Source organism: Mesomycoplasma ovipneumoniae (assembly GCF_035918255.1).
Lineage (GTDB): Bacteria > Bacillota_I > Bacilli_A > Mycoplasmatales > Metamycoplasmataceae > Mesomycoplasma > Mesomycoplasma ovipneumoniae_A.
In genome coordinates, this window is record NZ_CP142136.1 from 1,021,199 (window position 1) to 1,040,000 (window position 18,802).

General features: G+C 26.8%; 10 protein-coding genes. All 10 read right to left on the reverse strand.

Annotation, left to right across the window (positions count from 1 at the left end; translation table 4 throughout):
* The 10 genes from U3G01_RS03670 to U3G01_RS03715 all read right to left on the reverse strand — a co-directional run bounded on the left by U3G01_RS03670 (nt 1) and on the right by U3G01_RS03715 (nt 18,276).
* On the reverse strand, nt 1-3,126 hold the full coding sequence (locus U3G01_RS03670) for a type I restriction endonuclease (RefSeq protein WP_255031313.1): 3,126 nt from the start codon (nt 3,124-3,126) through the stop codon (nt 1-3).
* 1,159 nt (nt 3,127-4,285) lie between these two features.
* Complete coding sequence (locus U3G01_RS03675; protein ID WP_255031314.1) at nt 4,286-6,055, reverse strand: hypothetical protein; 1,770 nt, start codon at nt 6,053-6,055, stop codon at nt 4,286-4,288.
* 723 nt (nt 6,056-6,778) lie between these two features.
* Nucleotides 6,779-8,584 carry a hypothetical protein gene (locus U3G01_RS03680; protein WP_081310789.1) on the reverse strand — a complete coding sequence of 602 codons (1,806 nt, stop codon included), beginning with the start codon at nt 8,582-8,584 and terminating at the stop codon, nt 6,779-6,781.
* Nucleotides 8,556-9,080, reverse strand: a complete 525-nt coding sequence (locus U3G01_RS03685; RefSeq protein ID WP_326564839.1) for a hypothetical protein — start codon at nt 9,078-9,080, stop codon at nt 8,556-8,558. The genes U3G01_RS03680 and U3G01_RS03685 overlap by 29 nt, the downstream gene beginning before the upstream one ends.
* 131 nt (nt 9,081-9,211) lie before the next feature.
* Complete coding sequence (locus U3G01_RS03690) at nt 9,212-10,987, reverse strand: hypothetical protein (protein WP_255031093.1); 1,776 nt, start codon at nt 10,985-10,987, stop codon at nt 9,212-9,214.
* Nucleotides 10,959-12,440 (reverse strand): hypothetical protein, encoded by a 1,482-nt coding sequence (locus U3G01_RS03695; protein WP_255031091.1) that lies wholly within the window; start codon nt 12,438-12,440, stop codon nt 10,959-10,961. The genes U3G01_RS03690 and U3G01_RS03695 overlap by 29 nt, the downstream gene beginning before the upstream one ends.
* 214 nt (nt 12,441-12,654) lie before the next feature.
* Nucleotides 12,655-14,460 (reverse strand): hypothetical protein, encoded by a 1,806-nt coding sequence (locus tag U3G01_RS03700; RefSeq protein ID WP_255031089.1) that lies wholly within the window; start codon nt 14,458-14,460, stop codon nt 12,655-12,657.
* 57 nt (nt 14,461-14,517) lie between these two features.
* Entirely contained in the window at nt 14,518-14,994 is a 477-nt protein-coding gene (locus U3G01_RS03705; RefSeq protein WP_255031088.1) for a hypothetical protein, read from the reverse strand.
* A 101-nt stretch (nt 14,995-15,095) separates the two neighbouring features.
* Nucleotides 15,096-16,868 carry a hypothetical protein gene (locus tag U3G01_RS03710; RefSeq protein ID WP_255031086.1) on the reverse strand — a complete coding sequence of 591 codons (1,773 nt, stop codon included), beginning with the start codon at nt 16,866-16,868 and terminating at the stop codon, nt 15,096-15,098.
* Nucleotides 16,834-18,276: a hypothetical protein gene (locus U3G01_RS03715; RefSeq protein WP_255031084.1), complete on the reverse strand. Its 1,443-nt coding sequence runs from the start codon at nt 18,274-18,276 to the stop codon at nt 16,834-16,836. Before U3G01_RS03715 ends, U3G01_RS03710 begins: the two co-directional genes overlap by 35 nt.
* Nucleotides 18,277-18,802 lie beyond the last annotated feature (526 nt).

The window sequence follows — 18,802 nt, forward strand, 5'->3', positions numbered from 1 at the left end:
TTATTGTTTGATTTGACTAGTGTATTCCTCTTCAATATTATTAATAATGAATTCAATATCTTCAATATCTTCAATTTCTTCTTCTTCAAAAATGTTATGTATTATGCTACTAATTGTTTTTTTAAAGAAACCTTGATGATTTAAAATAGAATTCTTTTTATAAATTTCATTATCTATATTGTCTTTTATCATTTTTAACACATTCATTATTTCCTTGTCTGAAAGAATTAATTCGTATTTTTCATCAGCATGTTTTTTGTTTCACTCCAAAATCCGTTTATGTATACGAACAAATTTTTGGTCATTGTCATACTTGGCTAGTAACTTGTTATTATCTTTATTAATTTTTTTTATATTAGATAATGTTTCATCCAGAAATGTGGAATATTCATCGAATTCATCCATATTATCAATATTGAAACCTCTTTTAGCAAATTTCTCTCTCATTATTGAGATTAAAGATGAGTACTCTGGATCTTTTTTATCAATATTTGCTTTAATTTCTCTTGATAGTTGAACCCATTTTTCATTTAATATATCTGTAGAAACAATTTTTAATTCATCTTTAACTGAAGTTTTTTTAAATGTGAATTCAATATTACTCATAATTTCGTTTATAGATGATTGAAATGATTCATTATCTTTTAATGCAAGTTTTTTGTTTACTATATCTATTCTCTTTGTAAGTAGACTAATCAAAATTGGTAGATTTTCAATTTTGATTACATTAAATTTTTCCTTCAAAACTTCATCGCCTCAAGTTCTAACCAAATTAAATGAATCTCTTGCACTAATTAATACATTTCTTAAGTCGATTAAAAGTTTTTTATCGTCAATTTCAGATATTTCTGAATCAAAAATTTCCAAGTTGTTAATTGTGTATTTAAATAATTTGTTCGATGCATTTTTTACATTTTCAATTAATTTGTCTTTATCTTCAATAATACTATTTAACAAATTATGTGATTCTACTTCACTTGGTTCACTTATTTTTTGTAATTCTTGAAGATATGCCTTGTTTGTATCATCAAAATTTTTCTTAATATCAGCAAAATCAATAATATAACCGTATGCATTTTGTTCATATGGTCTATTAACGCGAGTTAGAGCTTGTAGCAATGTATGGTCTGTTAATTTTCGACCAAAATATAATTTTTTTAGTCTAGGTGAATCAAAACCAGTTAAAAGCATGTTAAAAACAATTAAAATATCAATATTTTTCCCTTTTTTAAAGTCATTGATATAGTTCATTCTGGTGGCCTTATCATCAATGTCATGTAAAATTAGAGCAGCTTTTAAATTGGTTTTTCCAAACTCATTATCGTCTGCATTGCTTTGGATCTTGTTGAAAAATTTATATATTTTTCTCGCTTGGTTGCTTGTTTCACAAATAACCATACCTCCTAATGAATTGCTCCCGCGAGAAATTTGAAATTGTTTAAAATCTTTGATTATGAATTTTGTAAGTTCTTCAACATATGAATCATGCTCAATAATATTAGATATTTTTACATCTTTTTTTTGCGCCAATTCTTGTAGATGTAGACTGTCATATATTTTTTCTAGTTTAAATTTACATGAAGTTTCAACGTCTTCTCTGATAATTTTTAGTGTATAGCCATCTTTTATAGATTTATCATAATAATATGTATGAATATAATTGCCAAATATAGACCATGATTCTTTATCTTTTTTTAAAAGCGGTGTGCCAGTTAGCGCAATTTTTATTGACTCACTATCAGCATTAAATAAATTTGCTAAAAATCTACCGCCCTTTTTATAACTTCTGTGCGCTTCATCTATTATAAAAATTCTTTGTAAATTTACTGGGTAATAAGCGATTTTGATCTTATCTTTTTCATCAAATTCATCAAATCGTTGGATATTAACTACGGTTATTTCCATTTTTCCATCAATGCCTTCGGTAGCATTTGTTGTTTGGAATTGTGCCATTAATTCTTCTTTATTGCGATGCGTTTTAACTGACAAACCACGATATTCGAATTCTTGTTTAGCTTGTTCTAGTAAATCCAATCTGTCGACAATAAAGTAAAATTTAGCAACTTTGTTTTGGGCAGAAAAATAGTCAGTCAAATATTTTATTAAATAATATGACAATGCAGTTTTTCCGCTCCCTTGAGTGTGTCAAATAATTCCTGACTTTTTACCTTGATTAAGGGTATCGCCAACCGCTAATGTAGCTAGCAATTGTTGATATCGCATTATGTGTTTTAGGTTGAATTCCTGGATATTACCATCTACTTCTTTTTTATAGTTTAAATAGGCAATACCGTATTTAATGATGAAAAGCAATCTTTCTGGAGAACATAAAGATGTGATAATTCTATTTGTGGGGGTATTAAAATCTAAATTTATTTTGTATTCTGGAGTCTCAAGTAATGTATGTGCATTAAAATCGCCAATGATTTGTTTTTCTTTATCTTTATCTATAGTTTCATAAGGATAGTCGTTGATAAACTTATCTGAATCTTCTCTAAAACAATTGAAAAACGCTTTTTCCTTTGCTGCAGTGCTGTAAAACGCACCCTCAACTGGTGCAATACCATCAACATTATCGTATTCCATATTATTTGAAAAAATCATTAATTGGCTAATGTTTATATATCTTCTAAATTTGGTATTTGGTAATCTTTTGGTATTCATCCTTTCGGCTTCAGCAACGACACCTCCAGGATTATTAGGTGTTTTAACCTCGATAAAAACTAAGGGTAAACCATTAATAAATAAGGTTATATCAGGTCTTAGTTCATCGCCTTCGTTACGGTAAGAAAATTCTCCAGTGAAATGAAAAGAGTTGTTTTTGATATTATCAAAATCTATTAATTTTTGGTTATATGAGATTAAACGGTTATAAAAACTCATTCCTAAATCATCATTGTTTAGGTCGTGTTTTATTTCACGTAAGACCTCGTTAAAATCACCATTAAAAGTCGGATTTAATTGAAAAAATTTTTCTTTAAAAATGTCGACAGCAATATTAGTAGTAGCATCATATTCAAATGATTTTTTACTATCAGAATTTCTTCCAAGATATTTATATCCAAGTCTTAACAAATGCACTAATGCAGGTATTTGAACTCTTGTTTTTTCATTAAATTCAGCCATAATTTATATTATCCTTAATAATTTATATATAAAATATAAATTAGATTTTAATGGAGAGTCGTTAAAACTAGTGGGTGTAAATTTTTTTATTAGTTTTCCAGTCATCTCAATTCCCCCACTTGGACAAAAAATTATTCTTACTAAACTTAAATTATAAAGGAAAAGAAGTTAAATTTTCCTAAAATTTTCCCTTTTTTTAAAAAAATTTCTAATATAAAATAAAAAATTATGTTTTACACCTCTGAAGAAAAAACAACTTTAATTAACAATTTAATAGAAAAAGTCAAAGCAGAAGATGAAAATCTTTTAGAAAAATGCTACGCAAACAAAATCTGACCTTATTAGTAAAAAAATAAGAAAACCTTCTAAATTTGTCAAGAGTAAATCATAATTTTAATAAATAAAATCAGCTCGCTAATTTTTTTAAGAATTTTTAAGTTCTGAGTTTCAAGTTTGATGACAAAAATTGACTTTTTAGTGGATCTAAACATGAAAAAATAGCGGTAAATCCGTGTTTTTTTGACATAAAATCTTAATTTTTATTATTTTAAAATTAACCTTTTGCAAAAAATTTTTAAAAAAATGTTTGGCTTAAACAAATTTTAAGCTATAATTAGACACACTAAGAATAAATTAATAAATTTTGATATTGAATTAAGGAGGAATAAGCTATGTTTTTGGCACAATAAATTCAGATAATGCCATTTTTTCCATTATGGCTTTAAATATAATGGAATGCCTTAAATTTAACCGTTTAGAAATCTGCAAATTTAAGGATTTTAATTATTGCTCTTTCAAAACTTCATATATTTTTTTAGGCTCAATGTAAGTAAAAACGAGTTTTCTATTTACATTGAGTTTAAATAGTAGTTGTATTTTTTATGGTTTTTGTTATTTTGTCCATAAATTGATTTTTGCTAGTGTTTTAAAATTGTAATTAACTTTTGCCAAAAAAATTAAAAAGCGCCCAAAACACGGACACTTTTTTAAGATTATCTCATCAAACTGGGAAAGTCGGGAAGCACATTTTTGCAAATAAACAAAATTTTTCTAACAAAATTCCTATTTTTAAATAAATAAGAATGTAAAAAAACAAGTTAAAAATTTTAAAAATAAACTTAAATCTTTTGTCATTAAATTTATTAATTAACAAAAAGATCTACAATTCTCCTTCTATCTCAATAAATTTTTTGCTTTTATAACCGCGAAAATCTACTCTTGCAATTTCATTATAATATTCAGTTCTATCATTAGAATCTCGAGAAAAGGGATCATGTTCTTCTAAAATTAATTCTTTTTCTTGCTGGCTATATAAATTAGTATTTTCTAGAAAGTCTGTAAAATACTCAAATTCATGGTCTGTTTCTTTTAGAAATTTATTCAAGGCTTCTCGATATAAAATTAATTCTTCCATAGATGATCCAATCACATTTTTATATAAATTATTTACCCTTGGTAATCTAGAAATAAAGAACTCTGGATCCTTGCCATCACGCAAAAAAATATCTTGTTCAAGTTTGACTAATTTTTGTTTAAAATAATATTTTAAAATTTCGTATTTACCTTGATAAATATTATTATATAAATTTGAATGTCCAAATCAGTAATAAATTTTTTCACCATCAACATTCAATAAAATAAAATTTTTCAATGCAATTGGCAAAATTCATGCATCACCCGCTCCATAGGCGGAGTAGTAATATGGTTTAAATCAAAAAACTGGCTTTTTTGAATCAAATTGAGAAATTATTTCATCAAAAAGGCCGTATTCATGTCCGCCAAAGTAAAAAATTTCGAAATTTTCGAGTTTTAATTTTGCTCAGCTTGGCAGAATAAGGAAATCGGGATCATCGGGATAAAAATCTAGATCTTCAACTCAATATTTAGGACCAAATAAAATTTGCAACAAATAGATTAATTCGATTTTATTTGTCCAATTATTCACATTATCATAATAAGTTTGGCCTCTTTCACCAAAAAGTTCAATGCAATACTTTCGATATTCCGGCCCAAATTTATCAAATCAACTAAGAATAAATTTATCACGATTTTCAATGTTTAAATTAAGCTTTTTAATCCCGTATTTTTCAAATTTTTTAAGTAAATTTTCGTAAGTTTCAAAAGTAAATACATTTTGAATTGGTTCGATTTGCGTTTTTTCGCCAAAATTATAATTCTCTTTTAATAACAAATTGTAGATATTTTCTACATTTTGTCCTAAATATGCTTTATTTATATCTACAAATTCTGAATTATACTCATATCTATTTGATAAAAAATCAAAGATCTTTTCATGATAGTTTGCTAAATTTTTTGGCTTTGCATAAGGAACGCTTTCCTGAATTTCCTTAATAATTAAAGCTTCAATTTCTCTCAATCTGCTTTTTAATTTAAATATTTTTCAAAAATAAGCAGGATAAGAAATTGAAAATTCACATTTTTCAATATCATCAAAGTTTTCAAATACAACAGCAACTCTTTTAAAATCTTTACCATCGCGTAAAGCAGATGCAGAATAAAGATCAGATTCATAAACAACATTTTCTTCTTCGTTTATTTCACAATATTCAACGTGGTGACAGTCGCCAATTAAACACTTAATATCGTTATGAAAATGGAAATCTTCGAGTTTTTTGGAAAAAAACGAACTTTTTGGGATATCTTCCAGTTTTAAATTATAAATATAATCTTCTTGTTTATAATTTAAACTTATAATTCTTTCAATTGGATTAGGATTGTAGGTTTCATTAAGGTAATTGTATAAAAAATTTGGAAATGGATAATTCTTATAATAACAATCAGACGTTGAATCTACATCATCATCAGTCATATTGCCAATTGAACAACGACTTTTAATATTAATTTCTATATATTTTAGTTTAATTAATTGTTTTTTTGCGTTAGTTACTAAATCTAATTGCCTTTCCATATAAAAAATGCACCTTTTCAACATTTAACATTTTATTATTAATAATATAGTAATTTATAAAAAAGAAGGTTTTTCAACCCAAATTTGATTTTGAATTTCTCTAAAGTCAACAACATAAGCTTCAAATTTTAGTTTTGGTATTCCCTTTTCAAAATAAAGTTCTGGTTTTTTGTTAGCGAATTCGAGTGAAAAACTATTTAAAATTAGCCGATCATCTTGATCGCTTGTTTTGTTTAGATATGTTTGGGCTTTTTTAATATTTGTATTAATAACAAGCGAATTTTCTTTGTTTTTGGTTGAAAAAATTTGGACTAAATCATGAAAATTTAGGGTTTTTTTGAATTTAATAAATCAAAATCACAGTTGTGAGTTTAAAATCTGAATAGCTTTTTGTACTTTGAAAATGTAAAAGTAGGCTAAAAATACTTAGACTAATAATCAAAAAGTAATAATATTAGCAATAAACTTAAAAAGTTACAGTCTTTTATTCATGTTTTCTCCCTTTTTATATACTATATTCAAATTCTTTACTCATTAAAATTATAGCATACATTAAAACTTTTTAGGGAAAATTTCGTTAAAAATTCAGATCTAAAAAAATAAATTAGCAGAAAAATTCAAGCAACTTTTGCAAATAAACAAAATTTTTCTAACAAAATTTTTATTTTTGAATTAGCAAAAATAAAAAAAAGCTAAAAATTTAAAAAAAAGAATTTAAAATTTTTAGTCCCGGAGTTTTTCACCATCGAAAAGATCAGCAAACGTTTTCTCATCATCACGAGCTTTCTCGCTATAATCACCGCGAAAATCTGTTTTTGAAATTTCTTCAAAATAGTAATTTTTGTCTCTAGAATTTCAAGAAAAATCAAAGTGTCTTTCTAAAATCAATTTCTTTTCTTGTTGGTTATATAAACTCGAATTTTCTACAAAATCATCAAAATACTTAAATTCACGAGTTGTTTTTTCTTGAAATTTTTTAATTGCATCACGATATAAAATTAGTTCTTCCATAGAAGATTCGATTACATTTTTATTTAAATAATTCGATTTTGATGGAGAAGAAAAAACAAACTGCGGATCTTGGTTATTTCGCAGAAAAATATCTTGTTCGAGTTTGACTAATTTTTGTTTGAAATAATATTTTAAAATTTCGTATTTACCTTGGAAAATATCGTCATATAAATTCGAATGGCCAAATCAGTAATAAATTTTTTGCCCGTCAACATACAGTAAAATGAAATTTTTTAATGCAATTGGGGAAATTCAGCCGGTGTTGGTACTATAAGCAGAACGATAATACGGTTTAAACCAAAAAACTGGTGTTTTTGAGTCTAATTGTGCAATTATTTCATCAAAAAGTCCATATTCTTGGCCGCCAAAATAAAAAATTTGGAAATTTTCCAGCTTAAGCTTGGATCAACTTGGTAAAATAAAATAATCCGGTTCGTCAATGTCGACATTCTCGGTGGGAAAATAATATCTAGGACCAAATAAAATTTGCAACAAATAGATAAATTCGATTTTATTTGTTCATTTATTCAAATTATCATAATAAAATTGACCATTTTTACCAAAAAGGTTGATGCAATATTTTCGATATTCAGGACCGAATTTATCAAATCAACTAAGAATAAATTTATCCCGGTTTTCAATGTTTAAATCAAGCTTTTTAATCCCGTATTTTTCAAATTTTTTAAGCAAATTTTCATAAGTTTCAAAAGTAAATACATTTTGAATGGGGTTAATTTTGGTTTTTTTACTAAAATTATAATTCTCTTTTAATAACAAATTGTAGATATTTTCTACTTTTTTGCCTAAATATGCTTTATTTATATCTAGAAACTCTGAATTATATTCATATCTATTCGATAAAAAATCAAAGATTTTTTCGCGATAATTTCATAAATTTTTTGTTTTTGCATAAGGAACGCTTTCTTTGATTTCCTTAATTATCAAATTTTCAATTTTTTTTAGTTCATCTTTTGATTTGAACATTTTTTGAAAAACTGCAGGAAACGAAATTGAAAATTCACATTTTTCTGTGTCACCAAAATTTTCAAAAGCGACGATTAGTACTCTAAAATCTTTAGTCTCATAGGGAGTGTCCGAAAAATAGGGTTCTCATTTGCATTTATCACTTAGATTTTCTTTTTTTCGACAATAATCTTTATCAGTTCATCTACGTGACAAACACCTAATTTCATCATAAAAATCAAAGTCTTTCAGTTTTTTCAAAAAGAAGACTGTTTTTGGGATATCTTCTAGTCTTAAATTATAAACATAATCATCACGTTTGTAATCTAAGCCAATAATAGTTTCAATTGGATTGTCTACAACCACGCAAGAATCCATGACATAAACTCATAAAAAGTCTGGAATTGTTCGATATTCATTATTACAATCATTGTGAAAATCTTCATCAGAAAATATCCGTTCAATTAAGCAATGACTTTTAATATCAATTTCTAAATATTTTAGTTCTTTTAATTGTTTTTTTGCTTTAGACTTCAAATCTAATTGGACTTCCATATAAAAAATGTACCTTTTCTACATTTAACATTTTATCCCTATCTACACGTTTCTTTTTAAGTCTTACTCTTCTTACATGATAACTTGGGAAAAAAACTTTTGTATATGATTTTGGATTAGATTGTTTATCAGGAATCTCAAAAGCGTTTTTAGGATCGGTTCAATCAATAGAATCATAAGCAAGTCCGCTCCCGGTAACAAAAGGGCCTTTAGTAAAACTGGGATCTTTATTTAAATTATTATTTGGATCAATTGACCATCTATTTCCCACTATCAAATTTGCTGTATCTCTTGTTTTTTCAGCCAAAGTTCACATAACTGGCTCATTAAATGAATAAAAATCAATAGGAGAATTTAATTTTTCCTTCATATTATCACGGTCTCTTTTATTTTTATTGATTTTAGCTTTTACTGAACTAGGCAGGAAAGTATCAATAATAATTTGGGTTAATTCTGATTGAGCTAGCAAACTTCCAACCGCTAAAATTCGACACATTTTTCAAATAAAAATAAATTTAACTAACAAAATTGCTATTTTTAAATAAATAAGAATGTAAAAAACAAGTTAAGAATTTTAAAAATAAACTTAAATCTTTTATCTTTAAATTCATTAATTAACAAAAAGATCTACGATTCCCCTTCTATCTCAATAAATTTTTTGCTTTTATAACCGCGGAAATCTACTCTTGCAATTTCATTATAATATTCAGTTCTATCATCATTATCTCAAGAAAAGAGAAGGTGTTGTTGTAAAATTAATTCTTTTTCTTGCTGGCTATATAAATTAGTATTTTCTAGAAAGTCTGTAAAATACCCAAATTCATGGTCTATTTCTTTTAGATATTTATTCAATGCATCCCGATATAAAATTAATTCTTCCATAGATGATTCAATCACATTTTTATCTAAATCAATTTTCCTTGGTGATCTAGAAACATAGAAGGCTGGATCCATGCCATCACGCAGAAAAATATCTTGTTCAAGTTTAACCAATTTTTGTTTGAAATAATATTTTAAAATTTTGTATTTACCTTGATAAATATTATTATATAAATTTGAATGACCAAATCAGTAATAAATTTTTTCACCATCAACATTCAATAAAATAAAATTTTTCAATGCAATTGGCAAAATTCATGCATCACCAGCCCCATAGGCGGAGTAGTAATATGGTTGAAATCAAAAAACTGGCTTTTTTGAGTCAAATTGTTCAATTATTTCATCAAAAAGGCCATATTCTTGTCCACCAAAGTAAAAAATTTCGAAATTTTCAAGTTTTAATTTTGCTCAGCTTGGTAGAATAAGAAAATCAGGTTCATCAGGATAATAAAAATCTAGATCTTCAACTCAATATTTAGGACCAAATAAAATTTGCAACAAATAGATTAATTCGATTTTATTTGTCCAATTATTCGCATGATCATAATAATTTTTGCCGTCTTCACCAAAAAGTTCAATGCAATACTTTCGATATTCCGGTCCAAATTTATCAAATCAACTAAGAATAAATTTATCGCGATTTTCAATGTTTAAATTAAGCTTTTTAATCCCGTATTTTTCAAATTTTTTAAGCAAATTTTCATAAGTTTCAAAAGTAAATACATTTTGAATTGGTTCAATTTGCGTTTTTTCACCAAAATTATAATTCTCTTTTAATAACAAATTGTAGATATTTTCTACATTTTGTCCTAAATATGCTTTATTTATGTCTAGAAATTCTGAGTTATATTCATATCTATTTGATAAAAAATCAAAGATTTTTTCGTGGTAATTTGTTAAATTTTTTGGCTTTGCATAAGGAACACTTTCCTGAATTTCCTTAATAATTAAATCTTCAATTTCTCTTAATCTGCTTTTTGATTTAAATATTTTTCAAAAATAAGCCGGATAAGAAATTGAAAATTCGCATTTTCCAATATCATCAAAGTTTTCAAATACAACAACAACTTTTTTAAAAGCTTTACCATCGCGTAAAGCAAATGCGGAATAAAGATCAGATTTATAAACAACATTTTCTTCTTCGTTTATTTCACAATATTCAATGTGGTGACAGTCGCCAATTAAACACTTAATATTGTTATGAAAATGAAAATCTTTGAGTTTTTTGGAAAAAAACACACTTTTTGGGATATTTTCCAGTTTTAAATTATAAACATAATCTTCTTGTTTATAATTTAAACTAATAATTCTTTCAATTGGATTAGGATCGAAGATGTTATCATAAAGATAATTGGATAAAAAATTTGTAAATGGATAATTATTATAATAACAATCAGAAGTTAAATCAACATCATCCTTAGTCATATTGCCAACTGAACAACGACTTTTAATATCAATTTCTATATATTTTAGTTTAATTAACTGTTTTTTTGCCTTAGTTACTAAATCTAATTGCTTCTCCATATAAAAAATGCACCTTTTCAACATTTAACATTTTTTCTCTTCGTATAAATTCCCTCTTTCCGAATTTTCCCTTTATCATTCTTGCTCTCCTTACATGATAACTGGGAAAATATATTTTTACGTATGATGGTATATTTTTATTTTCATTTCCATTTTCATTTCCATTTTTACTTGTATCATAAATATCAAACGCATTTTTAGGGTTAGTTCAATCAATAGCATCATTAGCTAGACCTTCTCCAACAACAAAGTGATCTTTAGTAAAACCGATATCCTTATTTAAATTATTAGTTGGATCTCATGACCATCTATTTTTCACTATCGAATTTGCTGTATATTTTGTTTTTTCAGCCAAACTTTTCATAACTGGTTCATTATATGAATAAAAATCAATAGGTGAATTTAGTTTTTTATCCATAATTTTAAGGTCGTCAACATTTTTATTATTTTTTACTGAACTAGGTAGCAAGTTATTAATAATAATTTTGGTTAATTCTGATTGGGCTAGCAAGCTTCCAACTGCTAAAAGTCAGGCTGCAGGTTCTGGAATTGCTTGTTTACTAATAACAAAATGAGGTTCTAACTTTTCATTATGAAAATTAAAAAATCATGCAGGATGGATTCCAGTGTATTGTTTTAATTTTTTCCTATCTTTTACAATAGAAAGTTCTAAAGTCTTTGTATTTGCTATTGATTTAATGCTAGGTTCACCTTTTGCTTTTGGTAATTTATCTAAGTCAACCACAATTGAGCTTTCAGTTCTTTCAGTAATAGGATTATTATCAGCTGGCGCAGGAACAGGGTTATAATCAGCTGACGGATAGTAACTTTCACGGGTACCAAATCATCTACCTACATCATCAACAACCTTTGGAAAAGTTTCCACAGCTACCGCAGCAGCTGTGGAAACTGCTACTGCGGTAATGGCAGCTGCGACAGCATTTGAAATAAATGGAATAAAAGGTAAAAGGAAAAAGAAGGTTTTTTCAACCCGAGTTTGATTTTGAAGCTCTCTAAAGTCAAAAACATAACCTTCTAATTTTAGTTTTGGCACACCTTCTTCAAAATAGAGTTCAGCTTTTTTGTTAGCAAATTCAAGTGAAGCACTATTTAAAATTACCTCACCTTCTTGATTAATTTGAATCTGAATATCATCTAGATTAGGAGAGTCTGAATTAGTACTTGTTTTGTTTAGATGTGTTTTGGCTTTTTTAATATTTGCATTGATGACAAGCGAATTTTGTTGGTTTTTGGTCGAAACGATTTGGACTAAATCATCAAAATTTACCGGTTTTTTTGAATTTGATAGTTCTATATCACGAGTTTCAAGTTTAAAATCTGAATAGCTTTTTGTATTTTGAAAGTGTCAAAGCGGACCAAAAACACTTAGACTTAATGATGAAAAAGCAATAATATTAGTGATAAACTTAAAAAGTTTCAGTTTTTTCTTCATGTTTTCTCCTTATTTATGTACTATATTCAAATTCCTAGTGTTTAAATTATAGCATACATTAAAACTTTTTAGGGAAAATTTCGTTAAAAATTCAGCGTCTTAAAAAATAAATTAATAGAAAAATTCAGGTAACCTTTGCAAATAAACAAAATTTTTATTTTTGAATAACCAAAAATAAAAAAAGCTAAAAATTTTAAAAAAGAATTTAAAATTTTTAGCTTCGAAGTTTTTTACCATCGAAAAGATCAGCAAACATTTTTTTATCATCACGAGCTTTCTCACCATAGTCACCGCGAAAATCTGTCTTTTTAATCTCTTCAAAATAGTAATTTTTTTCTCGATAATTTAAAGAAAAATCAAAGTGCTCTTCTAAAATCAATTTCTTTTCTTGTTGGATATGTAAACTCGAATTTTCTATAAAATCTTGAAAATACTCAAATTCATGAGTTGTTTCTTCTTGATATTTTTTAATTGCATCACGATATAAAATTAGTTCTTCCAAAGAAGATTCAATTACATTTTTATTTAAATAATTTGATTTTGGTGGAGAATAAAAAAGAAACTGCGGATCTTGGTTGTTTCGCAAGAAAATATCTTGTTCAAGTTTGACTAATTTTTGTTTAAAATAATATTTTAAAATTTTATATTTGCCTTGATAAATATCATCATATAAATTCGAATGTCCAAATCAGTAATAAATTTTTTGCCCATCAACATATAATAAAATAAAATTTTTTAAGGAAATTGGTGAAATTCAGCCAGTCTCGGTACTATAAGCCGAACGATAATACGGTTTAAATCAAAAAACAGGTTTTTTTGAGTCAAATTGGGAAATTATTTCATCAAAAAGGCCATATTCTTGGTCACCAAAGTAAAAAATTTGGAAATTTTCTAGTTTAAGTTTGGCTCAACTTGGTAAAATAAAATAATCAGGTTCAGCAAGGTCAACATTTTCAGTGTTAAAATGATATCTAGGGCCAAATAAAATTTGCAACAAGTAGATAAATTCAATTTTATTTGTTCATTTATTTAAATTATCATAGTAAAATTGGCCTTTTTTACCAAAAAGGTTGATGCAAAATTTTCGATATTCCGGACCGAATTTATCAAATCAACTAAGAATAAATTTATCCCGGTTTTCAATGTTTAGATCAAGCTTTTTAATTCCGTATTTTTCAAATTTTTTAAGCAAATTTTCATAAGTTTCAAAAGTAAATACATTTTGAATTGGTTGAATTTGGGTTTTTTCGCCAAAATTATAATTCTCTTTTAACAACAAATTGTAGATATTTTCTACGTTTTGTCCTAAATATGGTTTGTTTATATCTACATACTCTGAGTTATATTCATATCTTTTTGATAAAAAATCAAAGATTTTTTCGTGATAATTTGATAAATTTTTTGGCTTTGCATAAGGAACACTTTCTTTGATTTCCTTAATTATTAAGGATTCAATTTCTTTTAATTTTTCTACTGATTTAAATATTTTTCTAAAAACGGTAGGATAAGAAATTGAAAATTCACATTTTTCAGTATCATTAAAGTTTTCAAAGGCAACAACAACCTTTTTCAAACCTTTAGTGTAGTACCAAGTATTTGAAAAATAAACTCGAGGAACAGACTCACCACTCTGATTTTTATTTTTTTGACAATATTCTTGATCTTCATAAGTACGACTACCAATCAAGCACCTAATTTCATTATAAAAATGGAAATTTTCAAGATCCTTAGAAAAAAACACAGTTTTTGGAATATCTGCTAATTTTAAGTTATAGATATAGTCGTCCTGCTTATAGTCAATACCAATAATTGTCTCAATCGGGTTAATTACCTCAGCGCAAAAATCCATACCATAAACTCATAAAAAATCAGGTATTCGCGCAAACCTATCTTCACACTCAGGATCATAATCTTGAATTATATTTTCAACTGAACAAGGACTTTTAATATTAATTTCTAAATATTTTAGTTTTTTTAATTGTTTTTTTGCCTTAGACATCAAATCTAATTGGTGTTCCATATAAAAAATGTACCTTTTCAACATTTAGCATTTCATCTCTATCTAGATGCTCGCGTCTTAATCTTGCTCTCTTACATGATAACCGGGGAAAAAGACTTTTATGTACGGTTTTTCATCTGGGTCTTTATCCTTGTGAGTAGTTCTAAAGAAGTTGTCGGGGTCGATTCAATCAATAGAATCATGAGCAAGTCCGCTTCCGGTAACAAAAGGACCTTTAGTAAAACTGGGATCTTTATTTAAATTATTATTTGATCATCCTCGTAGCCATTCGTTTCCTACAATCAAATTTGCTGTATCTCTTGTTTTTTCAGCCAGATTTTTCATAACTCATCAATTATTCGAATAAAAATCAATAGGGGACTTTAGTTTGTTATTCATATTTTTACGGTCTTTTTCTTTTTCATTCCTTTTATCTTTTACTAAACTAGGTACCAAGTTATTAATAATAATTTTGGTTAATTCTGATTGGACTAACAAATTTTCAACCGGTCAAAGTCAAGCACATTTTTGCAAATAAACAAAATTTTCTAACAAAATTGCTATTTTTAAATAAATAAAAATGTAAAAAACAAGTTAAGAATTTTAAGAATAAAGTTAAATCTTTTATGATTAAATCTATTAATTAACAAAAAGATCTACAATTCTCCTTCTATTTCAAGAAATTTTTTACTTTTGTGACCGCGAAAATCTACTCTTGCAATTTCATCATAATATTCAGTTCTATCATCATTATCTCAAGAAAAGGGAGCATGTTCTTCTAAAATTAATTCTTTTTCTTGTTGGCTATATAAATTAGTATTTTCTAGAAACTCTGTAAAATACTCAAATTCATGGTCTGTTTCTTTTAGAAATTTATTCAAGGCATCCCGATATAAAATTAATTCTTCCATAGATGATCTAATCACATTTTTAGATAAATTATTTACCCTTGGTAATCTAGAAGCAAAGAAGGCCGGATCATTACCATCACGCAGGAAAATATCTTGTTCAAGTTTGACTAATTTTTGCTTAAAATAATATTTTAAAATTTCATATTTTCCTTGATAAATATTATCATATAAATTTGAATGGCCAAATCAGTAATAAATTTTTTCACCGTCAACATTCAATAAAATGAAATTTTTTAACGCAATTGGCAAAATCCGTGCTTCACCAGCTCCATAGGCGGAGTAGTAATACGGTTTGAATCAAAAAACTGGGTTTTTTGAGTCAAATTGGGAAATTATTTCATCAAAAAGTCCATATTCTTGCCCGCCAAAGTAAAAAATTTCGAAATTTTCAAGTTTTAATTTTGTCCATCTTGGCAGAATTAAATAATCAGGTTCATCAAGGTAAAAATATTGACGTTCAACTTCATATTTAGGACCAAATAAAATTTGCAACAAATAGATTAATTCGATTTTATTTGTCCAATTATTCACATTATCATAATAAGTTTGGCCGTCTTTACCAAAAAGTTCAATGCAATACTTTCGATATTCTGGACCAAATTTATCAAACCAACTAAGAATAAATTTATCCCGGTTTTCAATATTTAAGTTAAGCTTTTTAACCCCGTATTTTTCAAATTTTTTAAGCAAATTTTCATAAGTTTCAAAAGTAAATACATTTTGAATTGGTTGAATTTGGGTTTTTTCGCCAAAATTATAATTCTCTTTTAATAACAAGTTGTAGATATTTTCTACATTTTGTCCTAAATATGCTTTATTTATGTCTACAAACTCTGAATTATATTCGTATCTTTTTGATAAAAAATCAAAAATTTTTTCGTGGTAATTTGCTAAATTTTTTGGTTTTGCATAAGGAACACTTTCTAGAATTTCCTTAATAATTAAAGCTTCAATTTCTCTTAATTCGGTCTTTGATTTAAATATTTTTGAAAACACAGCCGGATAAGAAATTGAAAATTCGCATTTTTCAATATTATTGAAGTTTTCAAAGACAACAACAACTTTTTTAAAACCTTTACCATCGTATAAACCATACGAAGGAGAAAGTTTAGAGATAGAATCAATATTTTTTTTCCCGTTTTTTTCACAATATTCATCGTCGTCTCAGTCACCAATTAAACACCTAATATCATTATAAAAATGGAAATCCTTGAGTTTTTTGGAAAAAAATGCGCTTTTTGGGATATCTTCTAGTTTTAAATTATAAACATAATCTTCTTGTTTATAATTTAAGCTAATAATTCTTTCAATTGGATTAGGATTGAAGACGTCATAATAAAGGTAATTGTATAAAAAATTTGGAAATGGATAATTATTATAATAACAATCAGGCGTTAAATCGATATCATCCTCAGTCATGTTACTAATTGAACAACGATTTTTAATATTTATTTCTATATATTTTAGTTTAATTAACTGTTTTTTAGCCTTCAATAATGAATTTATCAGGTTTTCCATATAAAAAATGCACCTTTTCAATATTTAACATTTTTTCTCTTGGTATAAATTCCGACTTTATGCCCTTTTGCTTATCCCCTATCATTCTTAATCTCCTTACATGATAACCGGGAAAATATATTTTTATGTATGGTCTGTAATTTTTCTCTGGACTTGGTTCGACATCAAACTCATTTTTAGGGTCAGTTCAATCAATAGCATCACTAGCTAGGCCTTCTCCAACAACAAAGCTATCTTTAGTAAAACCGGAATCTTTATTTAAATTATTATTTGGGTCTGCTAGCCTTTCATTTCTCACAATTAAATTTGCTGTATCTTTTGTTTTTTGAGCCAAAGTTCACATAACTAATCGATTATTTGAATAAAAATCAATAGGGGAATTTAATTTTTCCCTGATATAATTACGGTCTGCTATATCCATTTTATCTTTTATCAAACTAGGCAGCAAATTATCAATAACAATTTGAGTTAATTTTGATTGGGCTAGCAAACTTCCAACGGCTAAAACTCAGGCTTGATTTTCTGATATTTCTTCTTCACTAATAATAAAATAAGGTTTTAAGCCCTTAGTGCGAAAATTAAAAAATCAAGCGAGATGGATTCCCGTGTATCTTCTTAATCTTTCTTTGTCTCTTATAATAGAAAGTGTTACAACCTTTGCTTTTGTTTTTGTTTTAATACTAGGCTCAGCTTTTGCTTTTGGCAATTTATCTAAGTCAACCACAATTGAGCTTTCAGTTCTTTCAGTAATAGGATTATTATGAGCTGGCGCACTGTAACTTCTACTGCGCTCAAATCATCTACCTACACCATCAACAACCTTTGGAAAAGTTTCCACAGCTATCGCAGCAGCTGTGGAAACTGCTACTGCGGTAATAGCAGCTGCGACAGCATTTGAAATAAATGGAATAAAAGGCAAAAGGAAAAAGAAGGTTTTTTCAACCCGAGTTTGATTTTGAAGCTGTCTAAAGTCAAAAACATGTCCTTCAAATTTTAGTTTTGGCACACCTTCTTCAAAATAGAGTTCAGCTTTTTTGTTAACTAATTCAAGTGAAGAACTATTTAAAATCACCTCACCTTCTTGATTAATTTGAATTTCAATATCATCTAGATTAGGAGAGGAGTCTGAATTAGTACTTGTTTTGTTTAGATGTGTTTTGGCATTTTTGATATTTGCATTGATGACAAGCGAATTTTCTTGGTTTTTCGTCGAAACAATTTGAACTAAATCATCAAAATTTACCGGTTTTTTTGAATTTGATAGATCTATATCACGAGTTTCAAGTTTAAAATCTGAATAGCTTTTTGTATTTTGGAAATGTCAAAGCGGACCAAAAACACTTAGTGTAAGTGAAGTGAAAGCAATAACATTAGTGATAAACTTAAAAAACTTTAACTTTTTTTTCATGTTTTTTCCTTTTTTTATATACAACATTAATTCTTTATTTTTATGATTATACTATATATTAAAAATTTTTTAGGAAAAATACCTAAAAATTGTGTTTTAAAAGAATAAGTTATTATGCTAATCAATGGCTAAAAGAAATTACACTAGAATTCAAGCGCATTTCCTGAGTTTGCCAATTTAATAGTAAAAATTCGCTTTTTATTAAATACAAATATGAAAAAAATACCGGTAAATCCGGGTTTTTTGACGCTAAAACCTTAATTTTTATAGTTTTAAAATTAAGATTTTGCAAAAAAAAAAAAAAATGCTTGGTCAAAAATAAAGTTATGTTATAATTAGCATCACTTAAGAATAATTAATAAATTTTGATATTGAATTGAGGGGGAATTGGTTATGTTTTTGCCGTAAAAAAAATCAGAAAATGCGGATTATCCATTATATTTTTGAATATGATGGAATGCCTTAAATTTACCTGTTTAGAAATCTTTAAATTTAAGGCTTTTGGTTATTGTTCTTTCAAAACTTC